The sequence below is a fragment of the Paenibacillus sp. 2RAB27 genome, assembly GCF_052115445.1.
Classification (GTDB): Bacteria; Bacillota; Bacilli; order Paenibacillales; family NBRC-103111; genus Paenibacillus_E.
Genome location: NZ_JBFRGR010000005.1, coordinates 308,682 through 334,201, shown reverse-complemented (window position 1 = coordinate 334,201; position 25,520 = coordinate 308,682). Strand labels below are relative to the sequence as shown.

Here is a 25,520-nt window from a genome sequence, read left to right as displayed (position 1 = left end):
CCCGTTTCACCTCCACTGATCGTATGGATTATCCATTCATTGATTGCGCTTACAATTCATTTCGTTCCTCATTATAACGTGAAAATAGAAGAGATTTAATGCAGACAATAGCTAACTTCCTGCACAATCCTGCTATTTTATGAATCTTTGTAACAAGCAACAGCCCCAGCTTCGAACAAAAAAATAGACCACTTCCCCAAAATAGGAACTGGTCTATACTTCCTAAACATAACAATTTAGGCATGCCATATGCGAGGCATCGGAAGCGCTTCTTTTCCAAGCTCCGCCCAAGTAAATTTCAGAAGTAGATCGCTCTTTACGTGTACATACTCGGGGTCGTCCCATCGGTTATGCAGTTCTTGAGGATCCTCCTTCAGATCGAATATCTCCCCGTAGGTTTGATTAAAATATACTGTAATTTTGTATCTTTCATTGACATACGTTTTTTGATGAATCGTGGTAGGCTCATGTCGGAATTCACACAAGATATGGTCACGTGCCGCACTTTGTTTCCCAAACCATACCTGGCTTTGATCTACGCCTGTCATCGTTCTCGCAACCGGCAGGCCAGCTATGCTTAAGAAGGTCGGCGCCAGATCGACCAAAGACTGAAATGCCTCTGATTGGCGTCCAGCAGGCACTTTACCCGGATATCGAACAATAAACGGCAACTTAATGACATCCTCATAGTGAAATCCACCTTTGAAATGTAGGCCATGCTGACCAAAAAAATGTCCATGATCGGTTGTAAATACAATCAAGGTATCCTCAGCTATACCTAGTTCATCAACCTTGTCAAGAATGCGCCCAATGTAAGCATCCATCTTGCTGATCATCCCGTAGTAGGTAGCCATGTTCTGACGCTGCTCAGCTTCATCGTACACTTGGTGGGAATGATAGCCGTGGATCACATGACCGGTTTCCTTCCAGGCTGTGAAGTCTGGCTGTGCCTCCTGCGTCATACGAAAATGCGGCGGATTATTGTCATGTTCGCCTGGCACGACCTTAGGAAGAGTAAGTTTATTGGGATCATACATCGTATCCCACGGCTCAGGCACCAGATAATCCGGATGAGGGTCGAAGAAACTAGCCCAAAGGAAGAACGGCTCTTCCTTCTCAGTAAATTCTTCCATCAGCTTGTTGCTTCTTTCTGCTATCCATGTATTATAATGATACTTTTCTGGAATCGGCCATTTATGTTTGATAGAAGGGTCCAGTGTACCAGTCGGAGCAAGGAAATAATCGCGCCAGTTACTGCAGCCCTGCTCTTCCATCCAAATCGCATAATGCTGTCCCACTAGAAATTCATTCGTGTGATTACGTGCCAACTCCACATGATCGAAGCCATAGAAGGTTTCGTTAAATTGCTTCCAATAGTCCAAATCCTGTAGAAGTGGGACAGCTTCTAAGGAAGGAAACTCCTCGGTGCTTCTAAGTGGCTGAAAGTGTGCCTTGCCTACTAAGGCAGTACGATAACCGGCAGCTAAGAAGTCTTCTCCTACCGTATGGCGATCCTCTAATAATTTGGTTCCTAATGTCCATGCACCATGCTGGCTTGGATACATGCCGGTAATAATGGAAGCTCTTGTTGGTGTACAGGTAGGATTCGGGCAGTAAGCTCGATTGAAAGTTGTCCCCTCGAAGGTTAATCGGTCCAAATTAGGTGTGTGTATTTCCGAGTTAAACGCACCTATTGTATGCCAATGCTGCTGATCACTGGTGATCAATAAAATATTGGGACGTGTCATGATCTCCTCCTCTAATTGTGTGCTATAGTTAATTTTAAACCACAAATAATCTTATGAACATGCTATAATGCAGTAATTGCATTTATCTATTTGTGTGATCACGCGAAAAGGAGGAACTTGGATTGGCATGGCAAGAAAACGGGGCAGAGTTCTATGAAATGATACCTCATATCCCATCTGCGTTAGAGAGGCAGATAGGTGTTTGGGTGTTGACTTCCGGGCGCAATCGCGCCAAATCAACCTACAGAGTGGGACCGCGCCATTTTACTTATTACAGTCTTCATATTATTTTGAGCGGCGAGCTTCACCTTAGCTTTCGTGGAGATAAGGTTGTTCTGAAGAGAGGCGATTTGTTCTGCATGCATCCGGATGAAACCTACGAGTACGAAATTAACCCTAGCGGGACCGAACTTCAAATGGCATGGATCGCATTCCATGGACCGCTTGCAGCCGCTCAGCTTCAACTTACCCAGCTATCCGCTGTGCATCCTTATATTCATAACGGGGTCACACGGGAGCTTATTGCTATCCTAGATACCATCCGTGAGCTCATCGCTCAACAATTGGATCAACCTTTGCTGCTAGCCGGTAGATTGATGGAATTCCTTCACCTTTTGGTTGTTACATCATCCTCTAACGATTCAAGTTCAAGTCATTCACTGCCGACTTGGCTCGAGCGCGGAAAATCATACATGGACGTCCATTTTGCCGAAGGAATTACGGTAGAGCAAGTATCCGATTGGCTGGGTATATCTCGTTCACACTTCTCGAAAGCATTCAGCAAACATATGAATACAAATCCCTCTAATTATTTACAACGGCTCCGTATGAGAGAAGCTCGGCGACAGCTGCTCGAATCCACTTACTCCATTACGGAAATCGCGCTCTCCCTCGGATATGGCGATTTGTTCGCATTTACACGAGCCTTCACTTTGTTTTACGGAACAGCTCCTAAACACTACAGGGACAAGCATTGTGACCTAGAAAAATACGATCAGGTGATGCTATGACAATTCTGCTTATTTTACTTATGGTTGCTGCGATTACACTATTTATAGCCAAAGCACGTAATCCTTCCGCCTATTGGATGGGTTTCGTACTCGTAGGCTGGTTTTTGAGTATGTTTGGGTTGATTCTATTTATCGCCAAATACGGCGGGTTCTACTACCGCATTAATATTGTTTTGTTTTTTAACGATTCGATTCGAAATCTCCTGCTTAACGCACCGATAAAAATCGAAGGGATCAGCCGAATGCTTACGGCGGGGCGCTCGTTGTTTGTTTTCAGCTTAATCGGCCTGTCCATTTCATTCATGGCTTATAAACCCACCAAACGCATGTGGAGCATTTATGTCTTTACTCTCCTACCGTCACTGGCCAATCTCATTTTCTATGATCCGATCATCTACAAATGGGTGCTTACTTCCATGGATCGTAAACACACCTATATCATTGGCTGGGTTACGCGTGGTTGGCTCGTTTTGTTTGTCTCAGCAGCTATTTACGTACTCATATGGAAATATAGGCGCGTCACAATCCCTTGGGTGAAACGACAAAGCAAGTTCGTTATATTGGGTGTATTTTCGCTTGTTTTGTTCTATTTTTACCTTGGCTTTATGGGTCCTTTACAGGTTTTCGATGTCCGTACATTTTACGTACTATATTCCGATTTTTCCAACTTTAACCCTCCTCTCACGCTTTTAGAGTGGTATGTGAGTATAGGATTAACCGGTGTGTTATCGTTATTCAGCATTATTTCAATCTGGCAATATACGGAGATCGAAATGAAAATGGGCAAAGAAGATCTATTGTTGGAGCGAAAGCTTAATATTGCCAACATGGGGGCTCAAGTTTTTACTCATGCTTTAAAAAACCAATTAATCATGATCGACTTACTCATTAAGCAAGCCAATCAAAGTGTACAGGCTGGGCATGATGACCGGAAATCCTTAGAAAAGAATCTGACGAAAGCCGATGAAATCGTCAATCAAACGTTAGGCCGACTTGATCAATTATATAAATCTTTTAAAACAAGCCATCTACAATTGAAGCCTCATTCCGTTCAAGCACTCATTCAGTACACCCTCGATAGAATGCCAAAAATTCCTTCTAATATCGAGATTGAATATGAATCGCTGGGAACAGATCCGATGATATTAGCCGATTTTGAGCATATGTCTGAAGTCATCTACAACCTGCTGATGAATGCCATTGAAGCCATTGAAGCTGACCAGTCAGGACTCATTCGAATGATTGTTTATGTGGAGGATAATTGGGTTATTTTGAAAATTGCCGATAACGGCTCAGGTATTCCCGAGCATTTGCAGGAGCATATCTTCGATCCTTTCTATACGAACAAGAATACAAATAAAAATTGGGGCGTTGGTTTGTCTTACGTAAAACACATTGTGCTAGGCCATTATGGACGGATTCACCTTGAGAGTAAACCAGGTTCAGGTAGTACATTTCAACTGATTATTCCTTTATATGTATTGAAAACAAAATAAGAGAAAGGTTGATGAACATGGCAGCAAATATTCGAATCATCGTTGCTGAGGATCTGGATGTTTTGAGAGAGCACTTCTGCAGCTTGATTGCTGAAGAAGAGGATTTAACCGTCATTGGCCAAGCCGCAAGTGGCAAGGAAGTGCTGCAATTGTTGAATCAAGTTGGCGCACCTGACATTATTTTGATGGATATCGAGATGGACATGAAGCATGATGGGATCATTACAGCCCAGAAGGTTCTCGACCAGTACCCACMGGTACGCATCATTTTCCTTACCGTTCATGAGGACGACGAAACGGTTTTCAGTGCTTTCGAAACAGGTGCAGTCGATTATGTGCTCAAAACAAGCTCAAGCAACGCCATTATTCAGAGTATTCGATCGTCGTATGCTGGAAATGTACAAGTACGTCCTGAGTTCGCCTATAAAATCAAAAATGAATTTTCTCGCATAAGGCGAAATCAGGAAACTCTGCTGATGGCCACCCTGATTATCTCTCAGATGACTCCTTCTGAACTGTCGATTCTGGAACTATTGCTCAAAGAGATGAAAATTACTGAAATTGCTAAAGAGCGTCAAGTTGAACTTTCGACGATCAAATCGCAAATTAATATGATTTTAAAAAAGTTCAACAAAAAGCGGACGAAAGAAGTGACGGCTATGCTTCGCGAGTTAAACATAACGCCATTCATACATAAAGCAAGAGGAGGGCTATGAAGCCCTCCTCTTGCTTTATGCTTAGTCTCCTTTATGGCTGAACGGCTTTGATTGCTGGACCTGTCGTCAAGAAGTTTTCCGATGGAACAACACTTGTTAACTTACCATTGTCAACAAACAGTTTTTGCAAGTTGTCGAACCACTTCTTGGCCGAGCCATCCTTAAACACCTCAGCTTGCTTCTTGCTGTCGATCCACTCACGGGAGTCTAATTCTTGCTTAAGACTATCTTCTGGCACTTGAGTATATGCCGCAGTCAGTTTGACCGCTTCATCAATGTGACTGATTTTGTAATCTGTTGTTTTGTTCATTGCTTTCATAAATTTCTCTACAAGCTCTGGCTTTTCTTTCAGAAATTTAGGACTCACAACCCAGCTGGCCGGGAAACTGTAGTCGGGGAAGAAGCTGCTGTTATCGCCTAGCTTGATCATATTTTCTTTACCGATCTGCTTTTCAATTTCTACCGTATAAGGAGACCAGATGGCTACGGCATCGACTTTACCTGCCACATAAGCTGTAACCGCACCTGCGACATCCATATTGACGATATTCACATCACTTGGTTTCAGTCCCGCTTTTTCCAGTCCTAAATTAAGAACCATTTCACCTGAGGTCCCTTTTGGCACACCAACTGTTTTTCCTTTAAGACCTTTCCAATCTTGAACCCCTGATTTCTTCGTTGCAAAAACCATATCGCTCTTTCCTAGCGAGATAAGTCCGATAATATTTCCTTGACCTTGGGCAGACAAGAACGCAGCGCCAGGTCCGATATAGGCAATGTCTACATCGCCAGAGGCCATAGCTTGAAACTCGGGAGGCCCGCTTAGAAATTTAATCGCATTCAATTTGATGCCTTCCTCTTTGAAGAAACCTTTCTCTTCTCCAATTGCCACTGGAGCCGCTCCGCCCATATCCGGAATATATCCAAAATTAATGGTCTGTACTTTCGCTTCCGTCTTCGCTTGAACCGGTGTAGTGACTGGCGACGAACCTTGCGGGCTAGATGTCTGTACAGCTGAGGAGCCACCGCTTGAACCGCAAGCGCTTAAAAGAAGAACGACACTGAATAATGCTGCAGTAACAGAAAGCTTTGGCAACGATTTAATTGTACTAACCATGATAATACCCTCCCTATGTCTTCTGTATCTTCAGCTTTCTACGAATAAGTCCCTTATTTAGATACCTCTAAATACTCTTGGTAAACTTTAGACCAAATTTCGTTCTTGATCCGAACGAAGCGTTCATCCAGTTTCGTTGACTGATCTCGCGGGTAAGGGATGTCTACATCAATAATTTCTTTAATACGCCCAGGTCTAGCGCTCATTATAATGACTCGCTGTGCCAAAATGACGGCTTCTTCCACATCGTGTGTAATGAAAAAACAAGTTTTCTTTTCCTTCTGCCAAGTCTTAAGCAGTTCTTCCTGCAGCTGCGCTCTGGTTTGAGCATCCAATGCACCAAATGGCTCATCCATGAGCAGTACCTCAGGCTCGACAGCATAAGCTCTAGCGATAGCTACACGCTGCTTCATCCCGCCTGACAGCTCCTTAGGATACGCATGGGCAAAATCTTTCAATCCAACCAGTTCCAAATAATGCTCTGCCCGCTCAAGACGTTCCTGCTTGTTTAATCCACGCAGTTTCAAACCAAACTCGATATTCTTCAGTACAGTTTTCCAAGGGAACAACGCGTACTGCTGAAACACCACGCCGCGCTCCTTACCTGGACCTTTGACTTCTACACCATCGACTTTGACTGAGCCGGATGTCGCTTCTTCTAAGCCGCCAATAATGTTTAGCAGCGTCGTTTTGCCGCAACCGCTCGGGCCTACAACACAAACGAACTCATTTTCCATAATAGAGAGGTCTGTATTCTGAAGTGCAATTGTCTCGCCATTGCGTCCATTGTATACCTTAGAGAGTCCGCGAATCTCAATCTTGCTAGACGCTGAGCCGCGTTGCACACCCCCTCCAATCATCCCTGCCGCAGTTCCTGCCATCCTGTCAGCCTCCTTTCCAAGAAGAGAACGAATTTATCCATTGAAAGTCCAATAATGCCTATGACGATGATTCCTAAAATAACAACATCCATACGGAAATACAAACTCGCTTCCATAATCATATTGCCAAGCCCTTTGTTAGCTCCTGTCAACTCTGCCGCGACTAAGGTCGTCCATGCCGCAGCAAGCCCGAGTCTTACACCAACAAGAATATAAGGAAATGAGGCAGGAACAATCACTTCTAGGAAAATATGTTTATCTGTGGCACCTAGCACTTTAGCAGCTCGTATGAGCGTGGGGTCCACATTGCGAACCCCCTGGAAGATGGAGATCACCATAACCAAGAAAGTTGAAACAAAAATGACACTGATTTTCGCAGATTCCCCTACACCTTGCGATACGATAACGAGAGGGATTAGGGCAATTGGCGGAATTGTACGAAAAAATTGGATCCAAGGGTCCACGATGGCACGAGCAATGGCATACCAAGCCATGACAAATGCGACCGGAATCGCAACGATTAATCCCAGCGAGAAACCGCCGAGTACACGCAGCAGGCTCGCCCAAACATTCGTTAACATACGACCGCTGGCAATTTCAGTTTGAAATGTTTTCAACACTTTAATAGGGGTCGTTATGATCGCTCCTACACTTGGTATTGCAGAGAGCAGGTACCATACGACAAGCCCGGCAACGATGGAAATAATCGTTAGCAGCCATTTTGGAATCTTATTCATAGTAGTATACTCCTTCTAAGTTGATTCAACAGCTACCCGTCATAGGCAGGTTGCAGGGCCTCACTCTTATATTGGTTTCTGATTATATTAGCTTCACTTTGCCATCCAGCCTTCTCTAGTCTGCGCACCCAGTCCTCTGGTTTTAGGTATTTCCATGGACCGGTTTCCAGCACCTTTTGCATCGGATCTACTTTATAACCCGGCTTCCGCGACTGTTCATGCTGCCAAGAAGAGAGCCTGTGATCCATTTCTCTTACGATCTCCGGATAATCAGCAGCCACGTTCCGCAATTGGTTTGGATCATTCACCATGTCATACAAGATCACTTCATCAAAATGCAGGTATATACCTGGATGATACGTGCGGATGAAGTACCATTTCTCATCACGCACAGCTCGCTGGCATACATATAGCGCGTGATCCATAACCAAATAATCACGGCTTTGCCAGTGCTCACCTTTCAATGTAGACAGAAACGATTTGCCATCCCACCCAACGGGTATTTGCAATCCGACCATATCCGTTATAGTGGCAATTACGTCAACATTATAAACGAAACTGTCAATAACTTGTCCAGGCTGAGTAACGCCAGGAACTTTAATGATGAGAGGGATATGATGAACAGCCTCTGTAGCACTTGCGTGCTCAAGATAGATGCCTTGCTCACCCATGGATTCTGCATGGTCAGCACTGATAATGAAGCACACATCATCTTCGATGCCGAGCTCTCTCAGCGTATCCAAGAGTTCACCCACATACTTATCCATGTAGCTGATACCACCGTCATAACCATCAATGGCATGCTTCAAATCAGCGCGGTTCGTAATTTGTGCAGGCATTGTTGCCGGAAATTTATTGCCCCAGTGAAGGAACTGAGCCGAACGAGGGAAACTGTCTTGCTGTTGACTCGCGATCGTCGCTTCATCCGGAAATTCTTTAAGCGGTTCATCCTTCCAACGTTCCATGTACTCGATGGGGTACGTGTAGAACGTGTGGGGGTCCCAGTATTGGATATGGAGGAAGTAATTCTCTTCTTTGCCGTGTTGTTTCAACCATGGGATTACGGCACCATTTACTTCATCAGCGTTCTCGTTGCCTTCCTTCAATGAGTGCGTATGYACCTCGTTCCAACCTGCGAAATACCACCATGCATGATGCCGATCACCAAACGTAGAGAAGGTAACTGTTTTATACCCAGCGTTGCGTAGGTACCTTGTAAAGAAAGGAACCTCTTCGCTGTGTCCATCTCCATCTGGATATTGGAACTCTCCGCCAGGTCCCCAATGTGTTAATGCCCCATGGTTAATACCGAATCGACCTGACATAAAACTCGCTCTTGATGGAACGCAGGGCGACGAAGCCGTATAGCAGCTGTTGAATCTAACTCCTTTCGATGCAATTTTATCGATATTCGGAGTCGTCTGCCTCTTATAGCCATAACAGCTCATATGATCCGGACGAAGCGAATCAATATCTAAGTAAATCATTCTCATGCGTATAATCCTCCTCCTCGTGATGTAAGGGTTTTCATTAATATGTATCTATTGTATTCATAATTTTCAATCTAAATAAGGTTGAACATTTTTCAACCTTTTTGCAAAGGGGCTCACAGGAGATAATGAATAATTGCTATCTCACAATCGACAAATAACCCTCTTAGCGAGGGCAATAAAAATCCCCACTAGCCCATAAGCAGTGAAGGCAAGTAGGGATCGAGATATTAAAAAGCAACCATAAAACAGAAAAAACCCTTACCGAAGTAAGGGTTTCCTACATGTAAAACTGGGATGCGGTCGGAGGGATTTGAACCCTCACGCCTTGTGAGCGCCACCCCCTCAAGATGGACACTCGTATAAGTTATATTCCGATCAAATCTGATCTTCCTTGATAAATAAGGTTTTTAACTGTTCGCATTCCGTTCTATTTGGCTCAATTAGGATGTACTATGATAAATTTCGTCCCCATTATGTCCCTACACCTTTGGCTACCTTAATAATCCGCTTGAATGTTTGCTTTTTTTTGAGAAAAATCCAAGTCAGGGGTACTTGAACTAAGCTGAAGTCTATTCATTAGACATTCGACGCTCCTTATAGGCTACTTTTTAGTTGTTTAATGTTTTGCGCAATTGTATTCGTTGCTGTGATGATACCTACGACTAAAGCAACTGTTTTAAATAGTGTTAACATTCATCAAACTCACTCTCCTTTATTACGAAATAATTTGTCTACTGCCAAACCGACTATGGCTGCTATAGCTAGTGCTAATAAAACATTTGGAATAGACGTTCCTTTTTCAATGCTGCGGATTGTTTCTCGACTTACATTAGCCTTCCTGGCAAGCTCTTCCTGGGACATGCCAATTTCTTTTCGTGCTGTAGCAAGAATTGAATCGAATTTCTCACCCACATTGACTCACCTCTATGTAAATTATGTAAATATAAAATAATCATATCTTGTCCAAAATGACAAGTATTCTTTGCATAGAATACTTTGCTTTCGAGTTAGTTGTGCCCCACTCTTTCTACATCTAGAAGTCATCCTTCTTAATTTTCTGCTTTGTTAGGAACTCCGCCGAGTCATTCAGCAACTTCATGGTATACATAATCACAAAAGAAAAAAATAAACTTGCAAATGCGTGTAAACACTTATTGTGACCTCATGTGTGTCGAATAACAAGAACATCTTTCGATATCATCACCGGGAATTCACAAGCCACAATCCGAGGTATTACAATAAGATGGCTGCTTTGATTGGAGGGGGCAATCCCCAAAAACCACCAGCCCTAACTTAAGTGTCAGTCTTGACGATTAAAACCGCATAAAGGCACTACGACGCTCGTGGCGATCTCCTAAAGCTAGGGTTCAAAATAATTTATTCGAACAACACAAACAACGCGTAGACCGTATACAGCGGCTACGCGTTAATAAGCTATTACAGTTCAATGAATGATCTCTGGTTTCCTGCCATCTAACCACGACGATGCTTCGAATTCCGGAGTCATTGGCTTACTTTTGCCAACATCACATCATCAAAATATGCCGTACCCGGGCCAAATACACGTAAGTAAATAACGGCTATATTGGCGTTCTCAGGTACCTTAAACTGCATCTTCGCCTCTTGCCACTCTGCAACATTATAATACGGCTGACTATTGAATTCGCTGACGTAACCAGCTGCCCCAAGAACATCCTTGTAAAGCTCCACTTTCATTTGCGTTTTGCCTGCTGAAGTAACTTCACTCTGTAACCATGCTGAAAGATCATAGGTTTCCCCGCCGTTCACAGGAAGCTGCTGTTTAACCAGAGTACCTCCGCTAGCTGCTGCTTTTATTAACTTTAATGCGTTGTTGCCTGAATGGGATTTTTCTGAAGTAACGGATGTTTCCCCAGTCGTCCATGTCCCTTGCCAACCCGTAGCGATCAAATTCGTCACTTGCTCGAACCCGGGATTCGTCAACAAGTTAACGATTTGGGGCCTCTCTACTTTCTCCAATACCACATCATCAAAATATGCCGTACCTGGGCCAAATACACGTAAATAAATAACGGCTATATTTGCATTCTCAGGTACTTTAAACTGCATCTTCGCTTCTTGCCACTCTGCAACATTATAATACGGCTGACTATTGAATTCGCTAACGTAACCAGCTACTCCCAGAACATCTTTATAAAGCTCCACTTTTATTTGCGTTTTGCCTGGTGAGATAACTTCACTCTTTAACCATGCTGAGAGATCGTAGGTTTCTCCGCCAATCACACTAACTTGTTGTTTAACCAGCGTATTTCCGCTATCTTTTGTTAACTTTAATGCACGGTTGCCTGAATGAGAGTTGCCTGAAGCAACGGCGGCTTCCCCAGTCGTCCATGTCCCTTGCCAACCCGTAGCGATCGAATTCGTCACTTGCTCGAACCCGGGATTGAGCAGTAAGTTTTTACTGTAAAGGATCTCAATGTGGGTGCTTAATACATTCTGTCCGGCTATTTGCAACTTTACATCGATAACATAATGATCTTCCGCTAATGGATTGGGAATCGTCAATGTTCCTTCTACACTAACCGATTGATTAGCAGGCACGGTTACAGGATTCTCAAAGACAAGCGCCAATCCATTTGTTGCAGCACTTGTTAAATCGACAGATAAGGCATACGGTTTATTGTTTGTGATGGTAACAGGAACTTTTAAAGTGCCGGGATGCGTTGCTCGGATTATCTTGTCGAATGAACCGAATGAAAGGTAGCGATTAATTAAGGCATACGCCTCCGTCTCCAACTTGTCAAAATCAACTTTCGTCATCACGCCATCAAGGAGAAGCCTTTTCGCTTCGGCAATAAATTGAGCCAACGAGCTTAGATAGGACTCGATTTTATTTTCATTAAAATCATTCTCGGCTTCTTCCAGCGCCTGCAGCATGGCTCCAGCTTGGGTAGATGTTAATTTTCCTCCGCTAATGTAGTTATAAACCACATTTTTCAAGTCGCCCGCACCATACTCCACTTGATAGACGCCAATATCGTCCAAATAAACGGTTGCATCTGTTGCATTTTTAATTTGCGTATTAATTAAAATATTCTTGATGTCGTATCCATCAATCTGGGCAGGTAGTTCATCGAAGAAGGTAACCTCTGTCCATTCCCCTGCATAATCCGCTAACGTCATCGCTTTGGAGAAATACGTGCTCTTTCCTTTTTCTGTATGGAGCTCAATCACAATTTGCACAGTACCTTGACTCGTTGTACCCGCAGGCGTGAAAAATTTAACAGAGCTTGCCAACAATCCTGGTTTGACATCAATGTTTTTCCAAACACCCGCTTGTTTGGCATTTGTGAAGACTAAACTCTTAAACCCGCTGTTTGCGTTTTGATTCGTGACTGCGATATTTGCTGTACCATCAGGTTTCCACAAATTCCATGTGGCTGTACCATCTTCGAAAGAGGCATTGTCGGCTAAGGAATTTTTAAGATCGATACGATTCAACAAATTTGCAAATTCACGAAGATTCGGACGAGCAATATCTTGTTGAAAGGCATGAAGTTTTTGCATGATTTCGCTATATACATTACATGTTACACATGAGTTCAAAAAATCCTTCGTGTACCAGAATTCATTTGCGTTCCACCCCGTCCATACTTCGTTATAGGTTACAGGATTAACTGGATATTTGAGCGTTGGATTTTTGCTGAATTCTTGAATAAACTCCGCTCTGCGTTTGGAAGCAGACAAGCGACTTTCCAATGTGTTATCTAACCCATTCAATATCGCTAAAGCCTCGACTTCGTTGTCAGGTTTATTGATTTGACGCTGACTTTGATAGGAATAAGCAGATGCCTCATAATATTCGTACTGAAGTAACAGCTGTTCAGCCCTTAGCTTTTGCTCAGGTGTCTCCGCCTTGGTTAACACAGATTCAAGTAGAGTCCGACCCTGTAAAAATTCATCTTGAGCGAGTAATAAATAAGAACTATTCCTCATCGTCAGATAGACATCATTCTTAGAGGATTGAAACCAGGAGGAGGCTCTTGCATCTGTTCGCCAAAATGTCTCCCACATCTCGAAGTATGCCTTTAAATCCGCAGCTGCCTTCGAACCAACCGCTGCTTGATACCAGTGATCGAGCAATACGTCTACGTCTTGATTCTCGTTCCAGCCTAGCTTGGCAATAATCCATGGCTGAGGCCCATCCCCTAATACAGGATGCATGTCCCAATGATGCAATTTCACATCATGATCGACAGCGTAATCATATAAGTCTTTCACCAGATGCGGATAAACGCGTGGAGCATGGTAGGCAAAGCTTTCCATATAATCATACCAGCCTAGCGTTGTCGCCTTCTCTTTCCAAGCATCGAACTGGGCCTTCCCCTTCTGTTCCACTTCCTCATCTACCCAAGCTAGACGATCTTTCGTCACAACTGGAATAACTTGTGGATGTAGAGGAAATGCAGGTGGATCGATTACGGCTTCATAGGCGTATACCGAAAACCATTTATTGGCATACAGAGGGTCCGCTACCACGCCACTAACGACATCATTCACCCATTTATAATAAATCTCGGACATATGTTGCAGACCAACTGAGTTTTTTGTAGGGTTTGCAGGATAACCGGGATGGGCAGGATTCATCTCACAAAATCCATTAGAATCATTCACAACAAGAGAAAAGGAAATTTCATTGGGATTGTTACGGAAATACTCCTTAATATTTTCGATCGCTACCTGGACTGTTGCAGGGTTGCTAAAGCACGGCTGCCAACCTGTGTACGCGCCGGGAGCAGGTGGTCGATTATTCGGATAGAAGTTCGGATAAGCTGTCGTATCTCCATATTTGGCAACCGGGAAAAGGGTAAACATATTATGACCAAGTTTGATTTCTGACGCAGATAGTGTACGATTTTCACGTTGCCACTTATAACGAACATCGCCATAATTGCCATCGCTCATATTCATGGATCGCCGCAACGAGAAGGCAGTTGGCTCGTCCTTCCAGCGTTCCACCGGTATCACAAGTTCATTCAAATGTGGTACATCTGTCCACTCATCACTTGGGAATAGCCATGTAACGCCTACGTACTTCTCCAAAAAGGCATATACGCCGTTACGTGTTCCGACCGATGTCGGGCTCGTAATGATTAATTGCGTCTCGGATGGAGCGATGATGAAGCCATCCGCATGCAGGGCTGCCACTTCTGAAGCCAGTGCTTGATCCTCGGGATAAGAGCCTTCCCCGATACGCAGCAGGATTGTCGATGGCTCCAAATTTAGACTCCCAAGCTGACCAACGGTATTGATCGGGAGTTTAACTCCTGTAGAGCGCTCCATGTAATCCGACATCGCGTTCGCTGCTTCATTAATTTCTGCGCCGCTCTGTTCAGGTTTTACAATAACCGCATTCGCTTGACCGTCATGGACGATGTATAGCGGCGGATTTGAAGCAGGTACTTCTCCTTCCAGCACCGCTGTAACCGCTTTCTCCAACTGGATTTTTGCGGCTTCGGTTATATTTTTCTGCATACCCTCGTTGGTAAGATGCTTCAGGAAATCTTCCATCTTCTTGCGTGCCTGCGCAATCGAGCCTTTCTCTAACTGATGCTTGGCTTGTTGCAATGCGTTATCGAGCTGCTTGGACAGCGGGTGCTGAACACCCCCTGATCCGATCAAGGAATCTAGCAACGTTTGTACCTGATTGATTTGACTCCGTGTCAGACTGTCCGGCGCTTGCGCAGTGGTAGTGTTGGGCAACCCGGCCATTGAAGTGAAAACTAAGGCAAAAACCAACGTCCACAACATCCACTTTTGCTTCAACATAATTCTCCTCCTCGTAAAAAGAAATCGATTTCTTTCGAACATAGTAAGTTCTCCATTCACTTGGCTAATGCGAATCCTCTGCTCGAACTTACCTATAAAGTTACCATCGAGGGTAGAGGAAATCTACGAAGCATCTTGCTATCTTTTTGTATATTATTGCTGTTCATCATCGGCTTTATAAAAAATAGCGTATAATCAATAGTATCCGAGGAAGCGCTTGCAAAGAGGAGGGGCCATCAAATGGAAACACAACAGCAGACTATAGATTATAACCAACGATTCCCATTCAAAATAACGCGAGTAAAGCAAATGAATAACAATTATCTCGTCCTGCCGCATTGGCACGAGCAACTGGAAATCATTCAAGTTGTTTCAGGCTCCGTTCAAGTTAAAGTCGACGAACTAACTTACATCGGTGAAGAAGGCGATATTTTCTTTTTTAACAGTCGCCAAGTTCATTCTGTGATGAATAAAGACGAAGAGGTCGATCCTATGATCCAGGGTATGCTCTTCGATCGAGTTTTGCTATATCGCGCAATTGCAAACCAGGAAACAGAACTATGGATTTCATTATTATTGGGACATCGAAAAATCCGCAACCAATATAAACCTACCCATAAACTTTGGCCTAAATTAAATGAAGGGTTCAAAACGGTAAATGAAGAACATACATCAAAGCTTATTGGCTATGAATTGTTAATTATTTCGGAAATCTATTCATTTATCGTATCCATTTTACGCATGTATGCTATTGAAATTAGTTTAGATGTAAGTCCTGTCCGCTATATTGAACAATACGCGAAGTTGAAGCCAGCAGTGGATTACATAGAAAAACAGTATGCGAATAAAATAAATTTAGAGGAAATTAGCAGTCAGTCCAATATGAGTTCCTTTCATTTTTTACGTGAATTTAAGAAGCTGTTCGGGATGACTCCTATGCAAATGGTTACCGATGTTCGCTTGCACCGTGCCAAACAACTGCTATTGGATTCAAACATTAGCATTACGGAGGTTGCCGGTTTAATAGGATTTTACGATGTAGGGCATTTCAGTAAAGTTTTTAAACAAAAAAATGGATACACACCATTACAATTTCGAAAAGGAATTTGATCTATAAGAACGACGTAAAAACGCGTAGACCGTATACAGCGGCTCTACGCGTTAATTACTCTTATTCCGCCCCGTCGCTCGTTCCCATCCGGGTCGTGCTACACCGGCATCCTTAAATAGCTTTACCACATCGCGAACACGAAATAAGCCTATTTTCGATGAAATTTATCCGAACTTCCGTCAAGGCCCTTGTAGAAATCCAAGCTTGCGGGAAGCGACTGCAGCCGCTTCCCGCAGATGCACGACGATTTCAGGCACCTTGTCCGCTGCGAAGCGATGCGCAGCGCCGGATAGGCTGATCGCCCCAAGCGGATGGCCATGCAGATCGAACACAGGAGCCGCCAGACAGCGGGCACCTTCGACCATTTCCTGATCGTCAAGCGCGTAGCCCATCTTGCGGATGTGTTCCAGCTCCGCGAACAGCTTATCTTCCGATACGATCGTATTCGGCATCATGGCAGGCAGTCCGTATGAAGCTACCAGCTCATGAACGGCGCCCTGCGGCAAATATGCCGCAATCGCCTTGCCGATTGCCGTGGCGTGAAACGGCGACCGTGATCCGATGGCATCCGTCATGCGCAGCGCATGTGTACTTTCGATAATTTCCACATAGAGAACGCTGCCCCCCACCAAAACTCCCAAATTGACCGTGTCGCCGTACCGTTCGGACAACCGCTTCATTTCCTGCAAAGCCGCCGAGCGGAGCGTATTCCGCTCCAGCAAGTTTCGCGTCAGCATCAGTTGCTTGTACCCGAGGCAATACTTGCCATCCTCGTCGCTGCGGCTGATGAATCCCCGGTTCTCAAGCGTAAGCACAATCCGGTATGTCGACGATTTGGGCTGTTCCAGCAGTTCATTCAATTCGATCAAGCTGAGGGACCCGCGATCGGCCAGCAGTTCGAGCAGATCCAGCGCTTTGTCGATCGATTGGATCGTATAGCGTCCCTGTTTCTCTTCCTCTTCCTTGTTCATTGCTCGTTCCTCCGTCTACCGCCTAGGGCGAGTCTGATCGTCCATTATTAGGATAACTTAATGAACTGCCCTCCATCAACTACCAGACAATGGCCCGTCATATAGCGCGAATCGCCGGAGGCGAGAAACAGCGCCGCATCGGCGATTTCATCCGGCTGTCCGACGCGCCCCATCGGGATCGTGTGCAAGTACGGCCCGAGCGCAACTGGGTTATCGATCAGCGGCTTGGTCAGCCGCGTCTCGATCATTCCCGGGCACAAGGCATTGACGCGTATGCCGAGCGGCGCCAGTTCGAGCGCCATCGACATGGTGAGCAAGTTGATGCCCCCTTTGGTCGCGTTGTAGTGCGCCTGATCCGCTTCCGCCGCAAGACCGTTTACGCTCGACATGTTGATAATCGAGCCGCCTTGCCCGCGTTTCACCATCTCCCGCGCGACAGCCTGACCGACGAGAAACGTGCCTTTCAGATTGATCGCCATGTGCTGCTCCCAGTCCTCTTCGCTGATGTCCAGGAAAGGGGAGGTGCGACAGATTCCCGCATTGTTGACCAGCACGTCAATCGTCCCCCACTGATCCTGAACCGTCCGAACCATGTTCGCCACATCGGCCGCCCTTTGCACATCGCCGCAAATCGCAATGGCGTCCCCGCCTTGCTCTTTGATTTCGGCAACTGCCTGCTCCAGCGTTTCCTTGTCCCGCCCCGTTATGGCAATGCAAGCTCCCTCAGCTCCGAAGCGGGCAGCAATCGCTTTGCCAATCCCCGCGGAGCCTCCCGTTATCAAAGCAATTTTGCCGCTTAGTCTCATCTCGTTAACCTCTCTTCTGTTCCTTCTTGCACCCGACCTGTCATACATCCACGAATTACAAGCCTGCCAACGCCCGATCGACCGACTCGAGCGTCGACTCAACTTCCGCTTCGCCATGTGACGCCGAAACATACCATAAGCCGCTTGCACGGACAAGCACGCCTTCCTCGAGCAACCGCTCGGCGAACCTGACATAGCGAGAGGCATCCCGCTTGTTGAACGAGACGAAATCTTCCACCTTGGTTTCATCCGTAAACATCAAGTGGAACACGGGGCCTGCCTGGTTGATCAAGCCGGGAATGCCTCGCTTGACCAGAAGCGATCGGATGCCCTGCACCAGCTTGTCGGCCGTTTGCTCCATCAGCTGGTATACCGAACCGCCGTTTTTGCCCAGTTCGCCAAGCGTTGCCAACGCCGCCGCCGTTGCCGCGCAGTTGCCGTTCAACGTGCCCAAATGGCTGACGGTTCCGTCTTCGATCAGCGCCATAATGTCTGCCTTTCCGGCCACGCCGCTGATCGCGATGCCTCCCCCCATCGCCTTGCCGATCGTGACCAGATCCGGCATCAGTCCAAACTTGCCATGAGCCCCTCCGAGACCGAGCCTGAAACCGGTAATCACTTCATCCATAATCATGACGATACCAAGCTCGTCGGTCAATTCACGCATCCGCTGCATATAGCCAGGCTTCGGATGGATGCAGCCAGAGTTGCACATCACGGGTTCCGTGATGACCGCCGCAATATCATCTTTTTCCTGCCGCAACACCGCTTCCAGCACTTCAGCGTCGTTCCAAGGCAGCAAGATGATGTCCTGCAGACTGAGCTCGCTTTGCCCTCCAGTACCGGGAACAATATGGCTGTCGGCAGCGCCGGCTGCCGCGGATTGCCGCATATCTGCGCTTGGAAACGAGGTGAAAATCGCATCCGACCAACCGTGGTAATGGCCGTGAAAGCGGACAACTTTCCGTTTGCCCGTGTAAGCTCGCGCAAGACGGAGCGCCAGCATGACGGCCTCTGTCCCTGAGCCGCTGAGCGCTACCCGTTCAGCGCAGGGAAGCAGTTCCGTCAGCAGCTTTGCGAGCTCGATCTCACCCTTATGCTGCAAGCCATACGTGACGCTGTTACGCAGCGCTTCGCCCACACCCTCCATCAAGGATGGATGAGCATGGCCGAGAATCAGCGGACCATAAGCGAGCAGATAATCGATATAGGCATTGCCGTCCACATCTCGGACGCGCGGCCCGCTGCCGGACTCCGCAAACAGGGGCGTCGGCTTCATCGCGCTGCGCAGCGAGGAGGCCACACCTCCAGACAAATAGCGTTTGGATTCGGCCAACAGCCGTTGTGATGTTTCATAATTTCTGGACATCTCTTGTCCCTCCTTCGATCAATCAAGAATCAGATTCGGCTCTGCGTCAAGCGGATAGGCCGGTCTCCGCACCTGACGATACTCGAAATGCCGTAAATTCGCACTGCAGCATCCAGGCGAATCGACGTGAATGACGCGTTTGGCGAACCGGCCGAACGCGGCTTGCCAAGCGATGGCCGATTTGACGACAATAATTTTGAAGTCTTCCGGCCATAAGCCGACGCTCCGGACATGACCCAAGTCCCATGGCGCTGCCCGCTTCTCCGTCAGCACCAGCGTCAACTGTCCACACTCGACGACTGCCGTGTTCCCCATGTCCGCCCGTCCGCCGGTCATATACGGACCGATATGCCGATATTTCCCGTCGAACAAGAGCCGCACCTTGCCGTTCACCATAACGGGTTCGCCATGCAGCCGATCGCTTTTTCCTCCGACCTTGCCTTCGAAGGTGGCGCCAATGCCGATCTCAAACGCACGGCGCACGGCCGCCTCGTCCCTGATGACGACTAGTGCCTTCTGCTGAACGTTCGTCAAGCAAGCCAGCACATGCGTCGCATCAGCAGGGGCGCCACCGCCGACATTATCGGACCCCTCGGCGAGAATGACCGGGCCCAGCGGCTCGGCCAGCGCCGCAGAAACCGCGCTGGCCGGCGGCATTTGGTCGATCTCGAACAGGTCTTTCATTCCGATCGCCATCTGCGCGAGCTCGGAGGCGCAACGCTCAGCGAGCTCCTGATCGCCATCCGTCGTGACGATGAACGACATACCCGCATCCGCTACATCGCAATAAGGAAATCCGCCGACAACCGTCACGTTCAGTACATGGGGATTCGTTTCCATGTCAAACGCCCGATCCATGAGCAACTTCATGCTTCCCTCTTCAGTCATCATCGCCTGGGGAACGACCAGCATGCCCGTATGGGAATAAGAACGCACAGGTGAAATCTCCCGGCGAATGATCCGCACCAGAAGACCGAACGCCTCTTCTGCGCGCTCGTGCATATCGATGTGGGGATACGTATCGTAGCCAACGATTACGTCAGCAAGACGCACCATCGCGGGACTAACATTGCCGTGAAGATCAATCGTCATGGCGATTGGAAATGCGGCGCCGCGCTTTTCGCGGATTCTCCGCAGACATTCGCCTTCCAGATCGCCATACTGCTCGGACGCCATCGCACCGTGCATAATGAGCACGAGGCCGGAAGCTTCCGGGTCAATCGATGCCACAACCGCATCGATCAGCTCATCCGCCGCTTCGCTGCTCACCATCCCGCTGGGCGTAGCCGCCGCATATACCCCCGGCTTCAGCTCGATGCCATGTCGGTCAGCCGCATCGATGACACCGCCCATGGAGGTGCGGGTACCGCTGTAGCGTTCGTAGAATGCCTCGCGCCCTGCGACCCATTCTCCCTTGAAGTTCGCCAATTCCGTAAGCCCAGGCGCAAACGTATTGGTTTCATGCAAAATGCCCGCGACGGCGATCTGCACCGATTCCTGTGTAATCATGCCTTAACCTCCCTATCAGCCATTGCGCAAATTCCGCACCATTCCGCCGTCAGCTCCGCATACCATGCAATAAGGCTCAAGTAGCTGTCAATGTCCAAATACTCGTCAGGCGCATGCGCGTTGCCGCCTGTCGGACCGAGAACAAGCGCAGGCGTGCTGCTATACAGATTGAACATAAAGGCGTCGCAAGTGAAAGGCGCTCCCATCGGTTCGCCGCAAGGCTTCCCGAGCGAGCGTTCCCCCGCAGATGCGGCGACTTCAAGAAAAGTCCGGCTTCGCTCGTCATCCGGCAAAGCGCTCGCCTCGAGGTAACGAATCATCGGCGTAATAACGGGCCGGCATGAGCGAAGAATCGGGAACGCGTCAAGCCGGGACTCGTAAAACGACCAAAGCTCCCCGATGATCCCGTCCCCGGTCATCCCCGGATAGCCTTCGATCCAGAATCGCACCTCGCCGGTGTCGGACATTTCCGTCACTTCGCGATTCGGATCCCCGGTCACGATCTTAAGCGTGGCGACCTCCGCCTCCTTGCTGCTGCGCCACAACTCGGGCGCCGGATAGCGGTTTCGCAAATGATCTCCGAACTCCCGCAATAATCGAACAAAGTCAACTGCAGCATCCAGTGCGTTGACAATCTGTTCGCCGTTGAAGACGATGCCGTTCTTGCCTGTGAACGCTGCTTTCCAGGCACCACCCCCCAGGTGCGCCGGGTACAGCTTCAAATTGCTTGGCTCCGGGATGATCGCCATATCCGCATCCGGTCCATGTAACCGGGCAGCCAGCGCCCCATTGGAGCCGCCATACTCTTCATCGACGACGCTTTCGGCGATGACGTCGCCCTTTAGCTTAACGCCCAAATCGCGCAAGCAACGGATCGCCATGAGCGAGGCGGCCAAGCCGCCTTTCATATCGTATGCGCCGCGTCCATACAACTTGTCGTTCTCAATCACGCCGCTGAATGGAGGAAACCGCCATGGTTTTCTACCTTCGTGCACCGTATCTGCGTGGCTTGAAAACATCAGCGACCTGCCTCCCCCCTCGCCCCGGAATCGTCCGACGACGTTAGGTCTGTCGGCATAATCCCGGCCCTGCATATAGCCAGGATGAGCCTCGAGCCCCGGCACCGAACGGATGTCGTAAACTTCCACTTCTGCACCTTCCGACCTCAGCCATTCGGCCACCATGTGCTGGAAGGCCCGTTCGTTTCCATGAGGTGGATGATTCACGCTTTCAATCCTGACCAAGCATTGCGCAAGTTCAACCGCTTCTTCGCGATTCGTTTGAACCCACTGGCCGATACGTCGGGATAACGTTTCAAGCTCCACGCAATTCACCCTTTCGTTTCACCGCGCACGGTATGAACGTACGCAACGACATCGATTTCCACCAGATAGTCGCCAATGCCGCTTTGCACCGAGGTGCGCGCCGGAAACGGGCGCTTCATCACGCTTTCATACACCTTGTTATAGCCCGGGAAATCCTCCAGTCGCGAAAGATACGCGTTCACTTTGACGACATGATCGAGGGTCAAGCCCGCCGCAGCCAAGATGATCTCGATGTTGCGCAGAGACTGCAGAGTCTGCGTTTCGATTGTAGAGCCAACCACTTGGCGCGTTTCCGGATCGACACCTACTTGACCCGAAACATAGACGAAATCGCCAGCACGCAAGGCTTGTGAGAATGGGAGTGGAAAGTTAGGGGCTTGATCGGTATGAATCCATTGAGACATAGAGGTTTACTCCTTCGCTTATTTGATTTTGCCGCGTGCATCAACGGATATAGGGCGTTCAACGCCTTCGCCTCGCACACCGAGCAATTGGTCGTGCAAATTAGTGACCGTACAACAATGATTCGGGATGATCGAGACAACATCACCGATCCGCAGCGGGCAATCGGCCTCTGTCCGAACGATGCCGTGTTCCTCGCTCAGCCGTTCAATGACGGCGGACGGATACTCCGGCATATAGCCGTACCCGGGACGATGCACGCTGACATCTGTCGTCAGCGTCTTGGAGCCTGCGTCGATGATGACCGTTCCGGGACGCGGTGTGCTGACAACGGTCGCATAGATGCGCATTGCGCATTCCGCTTCCATAATCGTGCCGGGATAAAGCTGCGATCCGTCGCCGAACACATAAGCGCCCGGGCGAATTTCCGTTATGCCTGGAAGCTCTGCGGCAAATTTGCTGGTCGGGGTGGAGCCAACGCTGATCTCCTTCACGTCCATCCCTTGCAGCCGAAGCTGCTCCTGCGTCAGCAGCAGCGCATGTGCTTCCGCGTGCGCGACCTCCCGGCAGCCTTCCGCCGCCGGCTTGCCGTACACATGTCCGGCATGAGTCATCAGCCCGATAAGGTCAAGCCCGGGCAGTTCACCGATGCGCAGCCCAAGTTCAGCGGACTCGGCGCCGGGCTCCCTTCCGCAGCGGTTCAGTCCGGAATTGACATCGAGATAAAGCGGAATCCGCACGCCCAGCGATTTCCCGAGCTCGGCCAATCCTGCAGCCGCCTCGATACTATCCACGCTGACGATCACCTTCGCCTTCTCCATGAGCGAGGCCAGCCTCGCGAGCTTGCTCTTGCCGATAATCGGATACGCGACCAAAATATCGCGAATCCCCGCATCTGCCATCACTTCTGCCTCGCCAAGCTTGGCAACGGTAATGCCGCAGGCGCCGAGTTCCAGTTGCCGTTTGGCAATCCAGACGCTTTTATGGGTCTTGATATGGGGTCTCAACTTCACGCCGGCTTGCGCCGCAATTTCCGCCGTTCGACGGAGGTTGTCCTCCAACCGGTCCAAGTCGATCACAACGGCCGGGGTCTCGAGATCCTTTAGAAACGATGACATATAGCCCCTCCACTCACAATAGAAATGTCAATAAGTCCTCGATCGATCAGCAGCGATTACCCTCCGAAACGGTTGGCAGGCAATCCTGCGACTCGTGTTCTAAGCCTGAACAGACCTCCTGCATGCGGTTGCCCGCGCAAAGTCTGATCATCCAGCCCTTCTCTTGCCGTCGTGATAAACAATTCATCCAGTTTTTCGCCGCCAAATGCGCACGAGGTGACGAGTGATGCCGGTACAGGGACGATCTCCATCAGCTCGCCTGTATAAGGATTCCACCTGGAAACTTTGCTGCCTCCCCACTGCGCGACCCAAATCATCCCCTCCCTATCAACGGTCATACCGTCAGGGAGTCCATCGTCCTCTGGTATCGTCACAATCGTCCGCCGATTGCCTACCGTTCCTGCGGACAAATCAAAATCGAAGGCCGAAACCCGTTTCGTTACCGAATCGATATAATACATGATGGTATTATCAGGGCTCCAGTCTAGCCCGTTGGAAATTCCGACTTGTTCAACGACCGCTCGAACGCTCAAATCCGTGTCCAGGCAATATAAAGTTCCCGCTGCCTTGTCGCCCTTCATACTCATCGTTCCAGCCCACAGCCGTCCGAGGGCATCGCACTTGCCGTCATTGAAGCGATTGTCCGGCAAGTGGCCTTCAGGGTCGCACAGTTTCGTCAGGGCACCGCTTTTCGGATCGAAGAAATGGAAGCCGTCCTGCATGACCAGCATCAGCCCGCCGCTGCTTCTCGGGACGGCTGCCCCGATCAAGCGGTCAAATTCGGCTTCCTGATGAACACCCGTAACCGGCTGATACGTAAAAAGCTTTTTACCTGTGACATCGACCCAATACAGCACTCGGTTGTCGGCATCCCAACAAGGCCCTTCCCCGAGCTTCGCTCTTCCGGCTGCAATCAATTCCAGGCGATTATCCACCTTCCATCTCCTCCCCCGCTCATCTTCAAGCTTCCGCAATCATCCTGTTCGTCAGCGATCCCAGTTTCTCGATTTCAATGGTTACCATATCGCCGTCTTTCAGCCACACTTGTTTCTCTTCCGGATAGCCTAGTACGACGCCTTCCGGAGTGCCGGTGAGGATGATATCACCAGGCAGAAGTGTCATATGCTGTGAGATGTAACTAACGATCTCGTCACAATAAAAGATCATGTCGGACGTGTTGGAGTTTTGCCGCAGCTCACCGTTGACAGTGCTTCGGATCGACAGGTCGTTCGGGTTTCCAACTTCATCGGTAGTAACAAGGTACGGCCCGAGAGGGCTGAATCCGTCGCAGGATTTCCCCAGCAGCCACTGGTTTGTACGCATTTGCAGGTCGCGCGCAGACAAGTCGTTGACGCAACAGTAGCCAAAAACATGCTCGAGCGCAGCTTCCTTCGGTACATATTTCGCCGTTTTACCGATGACAATCGCGAGCTCCGCTTCGTAATCCACTTTCGCAGATACTTTGGGCAAGGCGACATCGGCCCCATGACCGGTAAGGGTGTTGTTGAACTTGTTGAACAGGATCGGGTACTGGGGAACCGCCATTTGCGATTCTTCCGCATGCTTCCGGTAATTGAGACCTACGCAGATGATTTTGCCCGGATGCGTCACACACGGTCCCAACGTCAAATTGGCTTCATCCAGCAGCAACGAGGAACTGTCTGCATCAGCAAGAATCCGCTCAACAAACTGATCGAGATTGTTCAGCGCTTCCGCCCCGCCTGCAATCGCATCCATCATCGTCAGCGGGACAAGGTTATCCTGGGAAGCCGTCGAGATCGCGCTCGTCACATCAAGCACGCCTTTTCTGGTATGGACCCCAAAATGCAGCTCCATTCCCTTGAAAAAAGTAAGTAATTTCATAACATCCCTCGCTTTGTTTCATCAAACGAAACCAATGTTT

At 48.3% G+C, this 25,520-nt stretch carries 20 protein-coding genes; 4 read left to right on the top strand and 16 right to left on the bottom strand.

The window, feature by feature from the left end; all coding sequences use genetic code 11:
- Positions 1-236: 236 nt before the first annotated feature.
- Positions 237-1,748, bottom strand: coding sequence for a sulfatase family protein (locus AB4114_RS10475; RefSeq protein WP_441988402.1), 1,512 nt, complete (start codon positions 1,746-1,748; stop codon positions 237-239).
- Positions 1,749-1,870: 122 nt separating this feature from the next.
- Here AB4114_RS10475 and AB4114_RS10470 point away from each other — a divergent pair, with 122 nt between their 5' ends.
- The 3 genes from AB4114_RS10470 to AB4114_RS10460 are packed head-to-tail and all read left to right on the top strand — an operon-like array spanning position 1,871 to position 4,970.
- Positions 1,871-2,758: an AraC family transcriptional regulator gene (locus AB4114_RS10470; protein ID WP_441988401.1), complete on the top strand. Its 888-nt coding sequence runs from the start codon at positions 1,871-1,873 to the stop codon at positions 2,756-2,758.
- Positions 2,755-4,254 (top strand): sensor histidine kinase, encoded by a 1,500-nt coding sequence (locus AB4114_RS10465; RefSeq protein ID WP_441988400.1) that lies wholly within the window; start codon positions 2,755-2,757, stop codon positions 4,252-4,254. The genes AB4114_RS10470 and AB4114_RS10465 overlap by 4 nt, the downstream gene beginning before the upstream one ends.
- A gap of 11 nt (positions 4,255-4,265) precedes the next feature.
- On the top strand, positions 4,266-4,970 hold the full coding sequence (locus AB4114_RS10460) for a response regulator (RefSeq protein WP_441988399.1): 705 nt from the start codon (positions 4,266-4,268) through the stop codon (positions 4,968-4,970).
- Between the two features lie 31 nt (positions 4,971-5,001).
- On the opposite strand, the gene AB4114_RS10455 is transcribed toward AB4114_RS10460, so the two are convergent.
- The 6 genes from AB4114_RS10455 to AB4114_RS10430 all read right to left on the bottom strand — a co-directional run bounded on the left by AB4114_RS10455 (position 5,002) and on the right by AB4114_RS10430 (position 15,006).
- Positions 5,002-6,087, bottom strand: a complete 1,086-nt coding sequence (locus AB4114_RS10455) for an ABC transporter substrate-binding protein (protein ID WP_441988398.1) — start codon at positions 6,085-6,087, stop codon at positions 5,002-5,004.
- A gap of 53 nt (positions 6,088-6,140) precedes the next feature.
- A complete protein-coding gene (locus AB4114_RS10450; protein WP_441988397.1) occupies positions 6,141-6,968 on the bottom strand; it encodes an ABC transporter ATP-binding protein in 828 nt (275 codons plus the stop codon).
- Entirely contained in the window at positions 6,944-7,705 is a 762-nt protein-coding gene (locus AB4114_RS10445; RefSeq protein ID WP_441988396.1) for an ABC transporter permease, read from the bottom strand. Before AB4114_RS10445 ends, AB4114_RS10450 begins: the two co-directional genes overlap by 25 nt.
- Positions 7,706-7,737: 32 nt before the next feature.
- The gene (locus tag AB4114_RS10440; RefSeq protein WP_441988395.1) at positions 7,738-9,198 is read right to left on the bottom strand and encodes a sulfatase family protein; all 1,461 of its coding nucleotides are present in this window, start codon (positions 9,196-9,198) and stop codon (positions 7,738-7,740) included.
- Positions 9,199-9,900: 702 nt separating this feature from the next.
- Positions 9,901-10,110, bottom strand: a complete 210-nt coding sequence (locus AB4114_RS10435; protein ID WP_441988394.1) for a helix-turn-helix transcriptional regulator — start codon at positions 10,108-10,110, stop codon at positions 9,901-9,903.
- A 591-nt stretch (positions 10,111-10,701) separates the two neighbouring features.
- The gene (locus AB4114_RS10430; protein ID WP_441988393.1) at positions 10,702-15,006 is read right to left on the bottom strand and encodes a DUF4838 domain-containing protein; all 4,305 of its coding nucleotides are present in this window, start codon (positions 15,004-15,006) and stop codon (positions 10,702-10,704) included.
- A gap of 240 nt (positions 15,007-15,246) precedes the next feature.
- On the opposite strand from AB4114_RS10430, the gene AB4114_RS10425 reads away from it, so the two are divergent.
- Entirely contained in the window at positions 15,247-16,116 is an 870-nt protein-coding gene (locus AB4114_RS10425) for an AraC family transcriptional regulator (protein ID WP_441988392.1), read from the top strand.
- A 180-nt stretch (positions 16,117-16,296) separates the two neighbouring features.
- Here AB4114_RS10425 and AB4114_RS10420 read toward each other — a convergent pair whose 3' ends face one another.
- Genes AB4114_RS10420 through AB4114_RS10380 form a run of 9 tightly spaced genes read right to left on the bottom strand, consistent with a single transcriptional unit; the run spans position 16,297 to position 25,480 of the window.
- A complete protein-coding gene (locus tag AB4114_RS10420; protein WP_441988391.1) occupies positions 16,297-17,088 on the bottom strand; it encodes an IclR family transcriptional regulator in 792 nt (263 codons plus the stop codon).
- A 47-nt stretch (positions 17,089-17,135) separates the two neighbouring features.
- Entirely contained in the window at positions 17,136-17,894 is a 759-nt protein-coding gene (locus AB4114_RS10415) for an SDR family NAD(P)-dependent oxidoreductase (RefSeq protein ID WP_441988390.1), read from the bottom strand.
- A 55-nt stretch (positions 17,895-17,949) separates the two neighbouring features.
- Complete coding sequence (locus tag AB4114_RS10410) at positions 17,950-19,263, bottom strand: aspartate aminotransferase family protein (protein ID WP_441988389.1); 1,314 nt, start codon at positions 19,261-19,263, stop codon at positions 17,950-17,952.
- Between the two features lie 18 nt (positions 19,264-19,281).
- Positions 19,282-20,772 (bottom strand): M81 family metallopeptidase, encoded by a 1,491-nt coding sequence (locus tag AB4114_RS10405; RefSeq protein WP_441988388.1) that lies wholly within the window; start codon positions 20,770-20,772, stop codon positions 19,282-19,284.
- Positions 20,769-22,097: a M20 family metallopeptidase gene (locus tag AB4114_RS10400; protein ID WP_441988387.1), complete on the bottom strand. Its 1,329-nt coding sequence runs from the start codon at positions 22,095-22,097 to the stop codon at positions 20,769-20,771. The genes AB4114_RS10405 and AB4114_RS10400 overlap by 4 nt, the downstream gene beginning before the upstream one ends.
- Before the next feature lie 5 nt (positions 22,098-22,102).
- A complete protein-coding gene (locus AB4114_RS10395) occupies positions 22,103-22,501 on the bottom strand; it encodes a RidA family protein (RefSeq protein WP_441988386.1) in 399 nt (132 codons plus the stop codon).
- Between the two features lie 18 nt (positions 22,502-22,519).
- Complete coding sequence (locus tag AB4114_RS10390) at positions 22,520-23,617, bottom strand: alanine racemase (protein ID WP_441988385.1); 1,098 nt, start codon at positions 23,615-23,617, stop codon at positions 22,520-22,522.
- 56 nt (positions 23,618-23,673) lie between these two features.
- The gene (locus tag AB4114_RS10385) at positions 23,674-24,552 is read right to left on the bottom strand and encodes an SMP-30/gluconolactonase/LRE family protein (protein WP_441988384.1); all 879 of its coding nucleotides are present in this window, start codon (positions 24,550-24,552) and stop codon (positions 23,674-23,676) included.
- Between the two features lie 25 nt (positions 24,553-24,577).
- A complete protein-coding gene (locus AB4114_RS10380) occupies positions 24,578-25,480 on the bottom strand; it encodes a fumarylacetoacetate hydrolase family protein (RefSeq protein ID WP_441988383.1) in 903 nt (300 codons plus the stop codon).
- Positions 25,481-25,520: the final 40 nt, after the last annotated feature.

Excerpts from the sequence above, each read along its gene's own strand:
- AB4114_RS10420 (WP_441988391.1), bottom strand. The coding sequence starts at position 17,088 with ATGAACAAGGAAGAGGAAGAGAAACAGGGACGCTATACGATCCAATCG.
- AB4114_RS10450 (WP_441988397.1), bottom strand. The coding sequence starts at position 6,968 with ATGGCAGGAACTGCGGCAGGGATGATTGGAGGGGGTGTGCAACGCGGC.
- AB4114_RS10445 (WP_441988396.1), bottom strand. The coding sequence starts at position 7,705 with ATGAATAAGATTCCAAAATGGCTGCTAACGATTATTTCCATCGTTGCC.
- AB4114_RS10395 (WP_441988386.1), bottom strand. The coding sequence starts at position 22,501 with ATGTCTCAATGGATTCATACCGATCAAGCCCCTAACTTTCCACTCCCA.
- AB4114_RS10425 (WP_441988392.1), top strand. The coding sequence starts at position 15,247 with ATGGAAACACAACAGCAGACTATAGATTATAACCAACGATTCCCATTC.
- AB4114_RS10410 (WP_441988389.1), bottom strand. The coding sequence starts at position 19,263 with ATGTCCAGAAATTATGAAACATCACAACGGCTGTTGGCCGAATCCAAA.
- AB4114_RS10380 (WP_441988383.1), bottom strand. The coding sequence starts at position 25,480 with ATGAAATTACTTACTTTTTTCAAGGGAATGGAGCTGCATTTTGGGGTC.
- AB4114_RS10390 (WP_441988385.1), bottom strand. The coding sequence starts at position 23,617 with ATGTCATCGTTTCTAAAGGATCTCGAGACCCCGGCCGTTGTGATCGAC.
- AB4114_RS10455 (WP_441988398.1), bottom strand. The coding sequence starts at position 6,087 with ATGGTTAGTACAATTAAATCGTTGCCAAAGCTTTCTGTTACTGCAGCA.
- AB4114_RS10415 (WP_441988390.1), bottom strand. The coding sequence starts at position 17,894 with ATGAGACTAAGCGGCAAAATTGCTTTGATAACGGGAGGCTCCGCGGGG.
- AB4114_RS10475 (WP_441988402.1), bottom strand. The coding sequence starts at position 1,748 with ATGACACGTCCCAATATTTTATTGATCACCAGTGATCAGCAGCATTGG.
- AB4114_RS10405 (WP_441988388.1), bottom strand. The coding sequence starts at position 20,772 with ATGATTACACAGGAATCGGTGCAGATCGCCGTCGCGGGCATTTTGCAT.
- AB4114_RS10465 (WP_441988400.1), top strand. The coding sequence starts at position 2,755 with ATGACAATTCTGCTTATTTTACTTATGGTTGCTGCGATTACACTATTT.
- AB4114_RS10430 (WP_441988393.1), bottom strand. The coding sequence starts at position 15,006 with ATGTTGAAGCAAAAGTGGATGTTGTGGACGTTGGTTTTTGCCTTAGTT.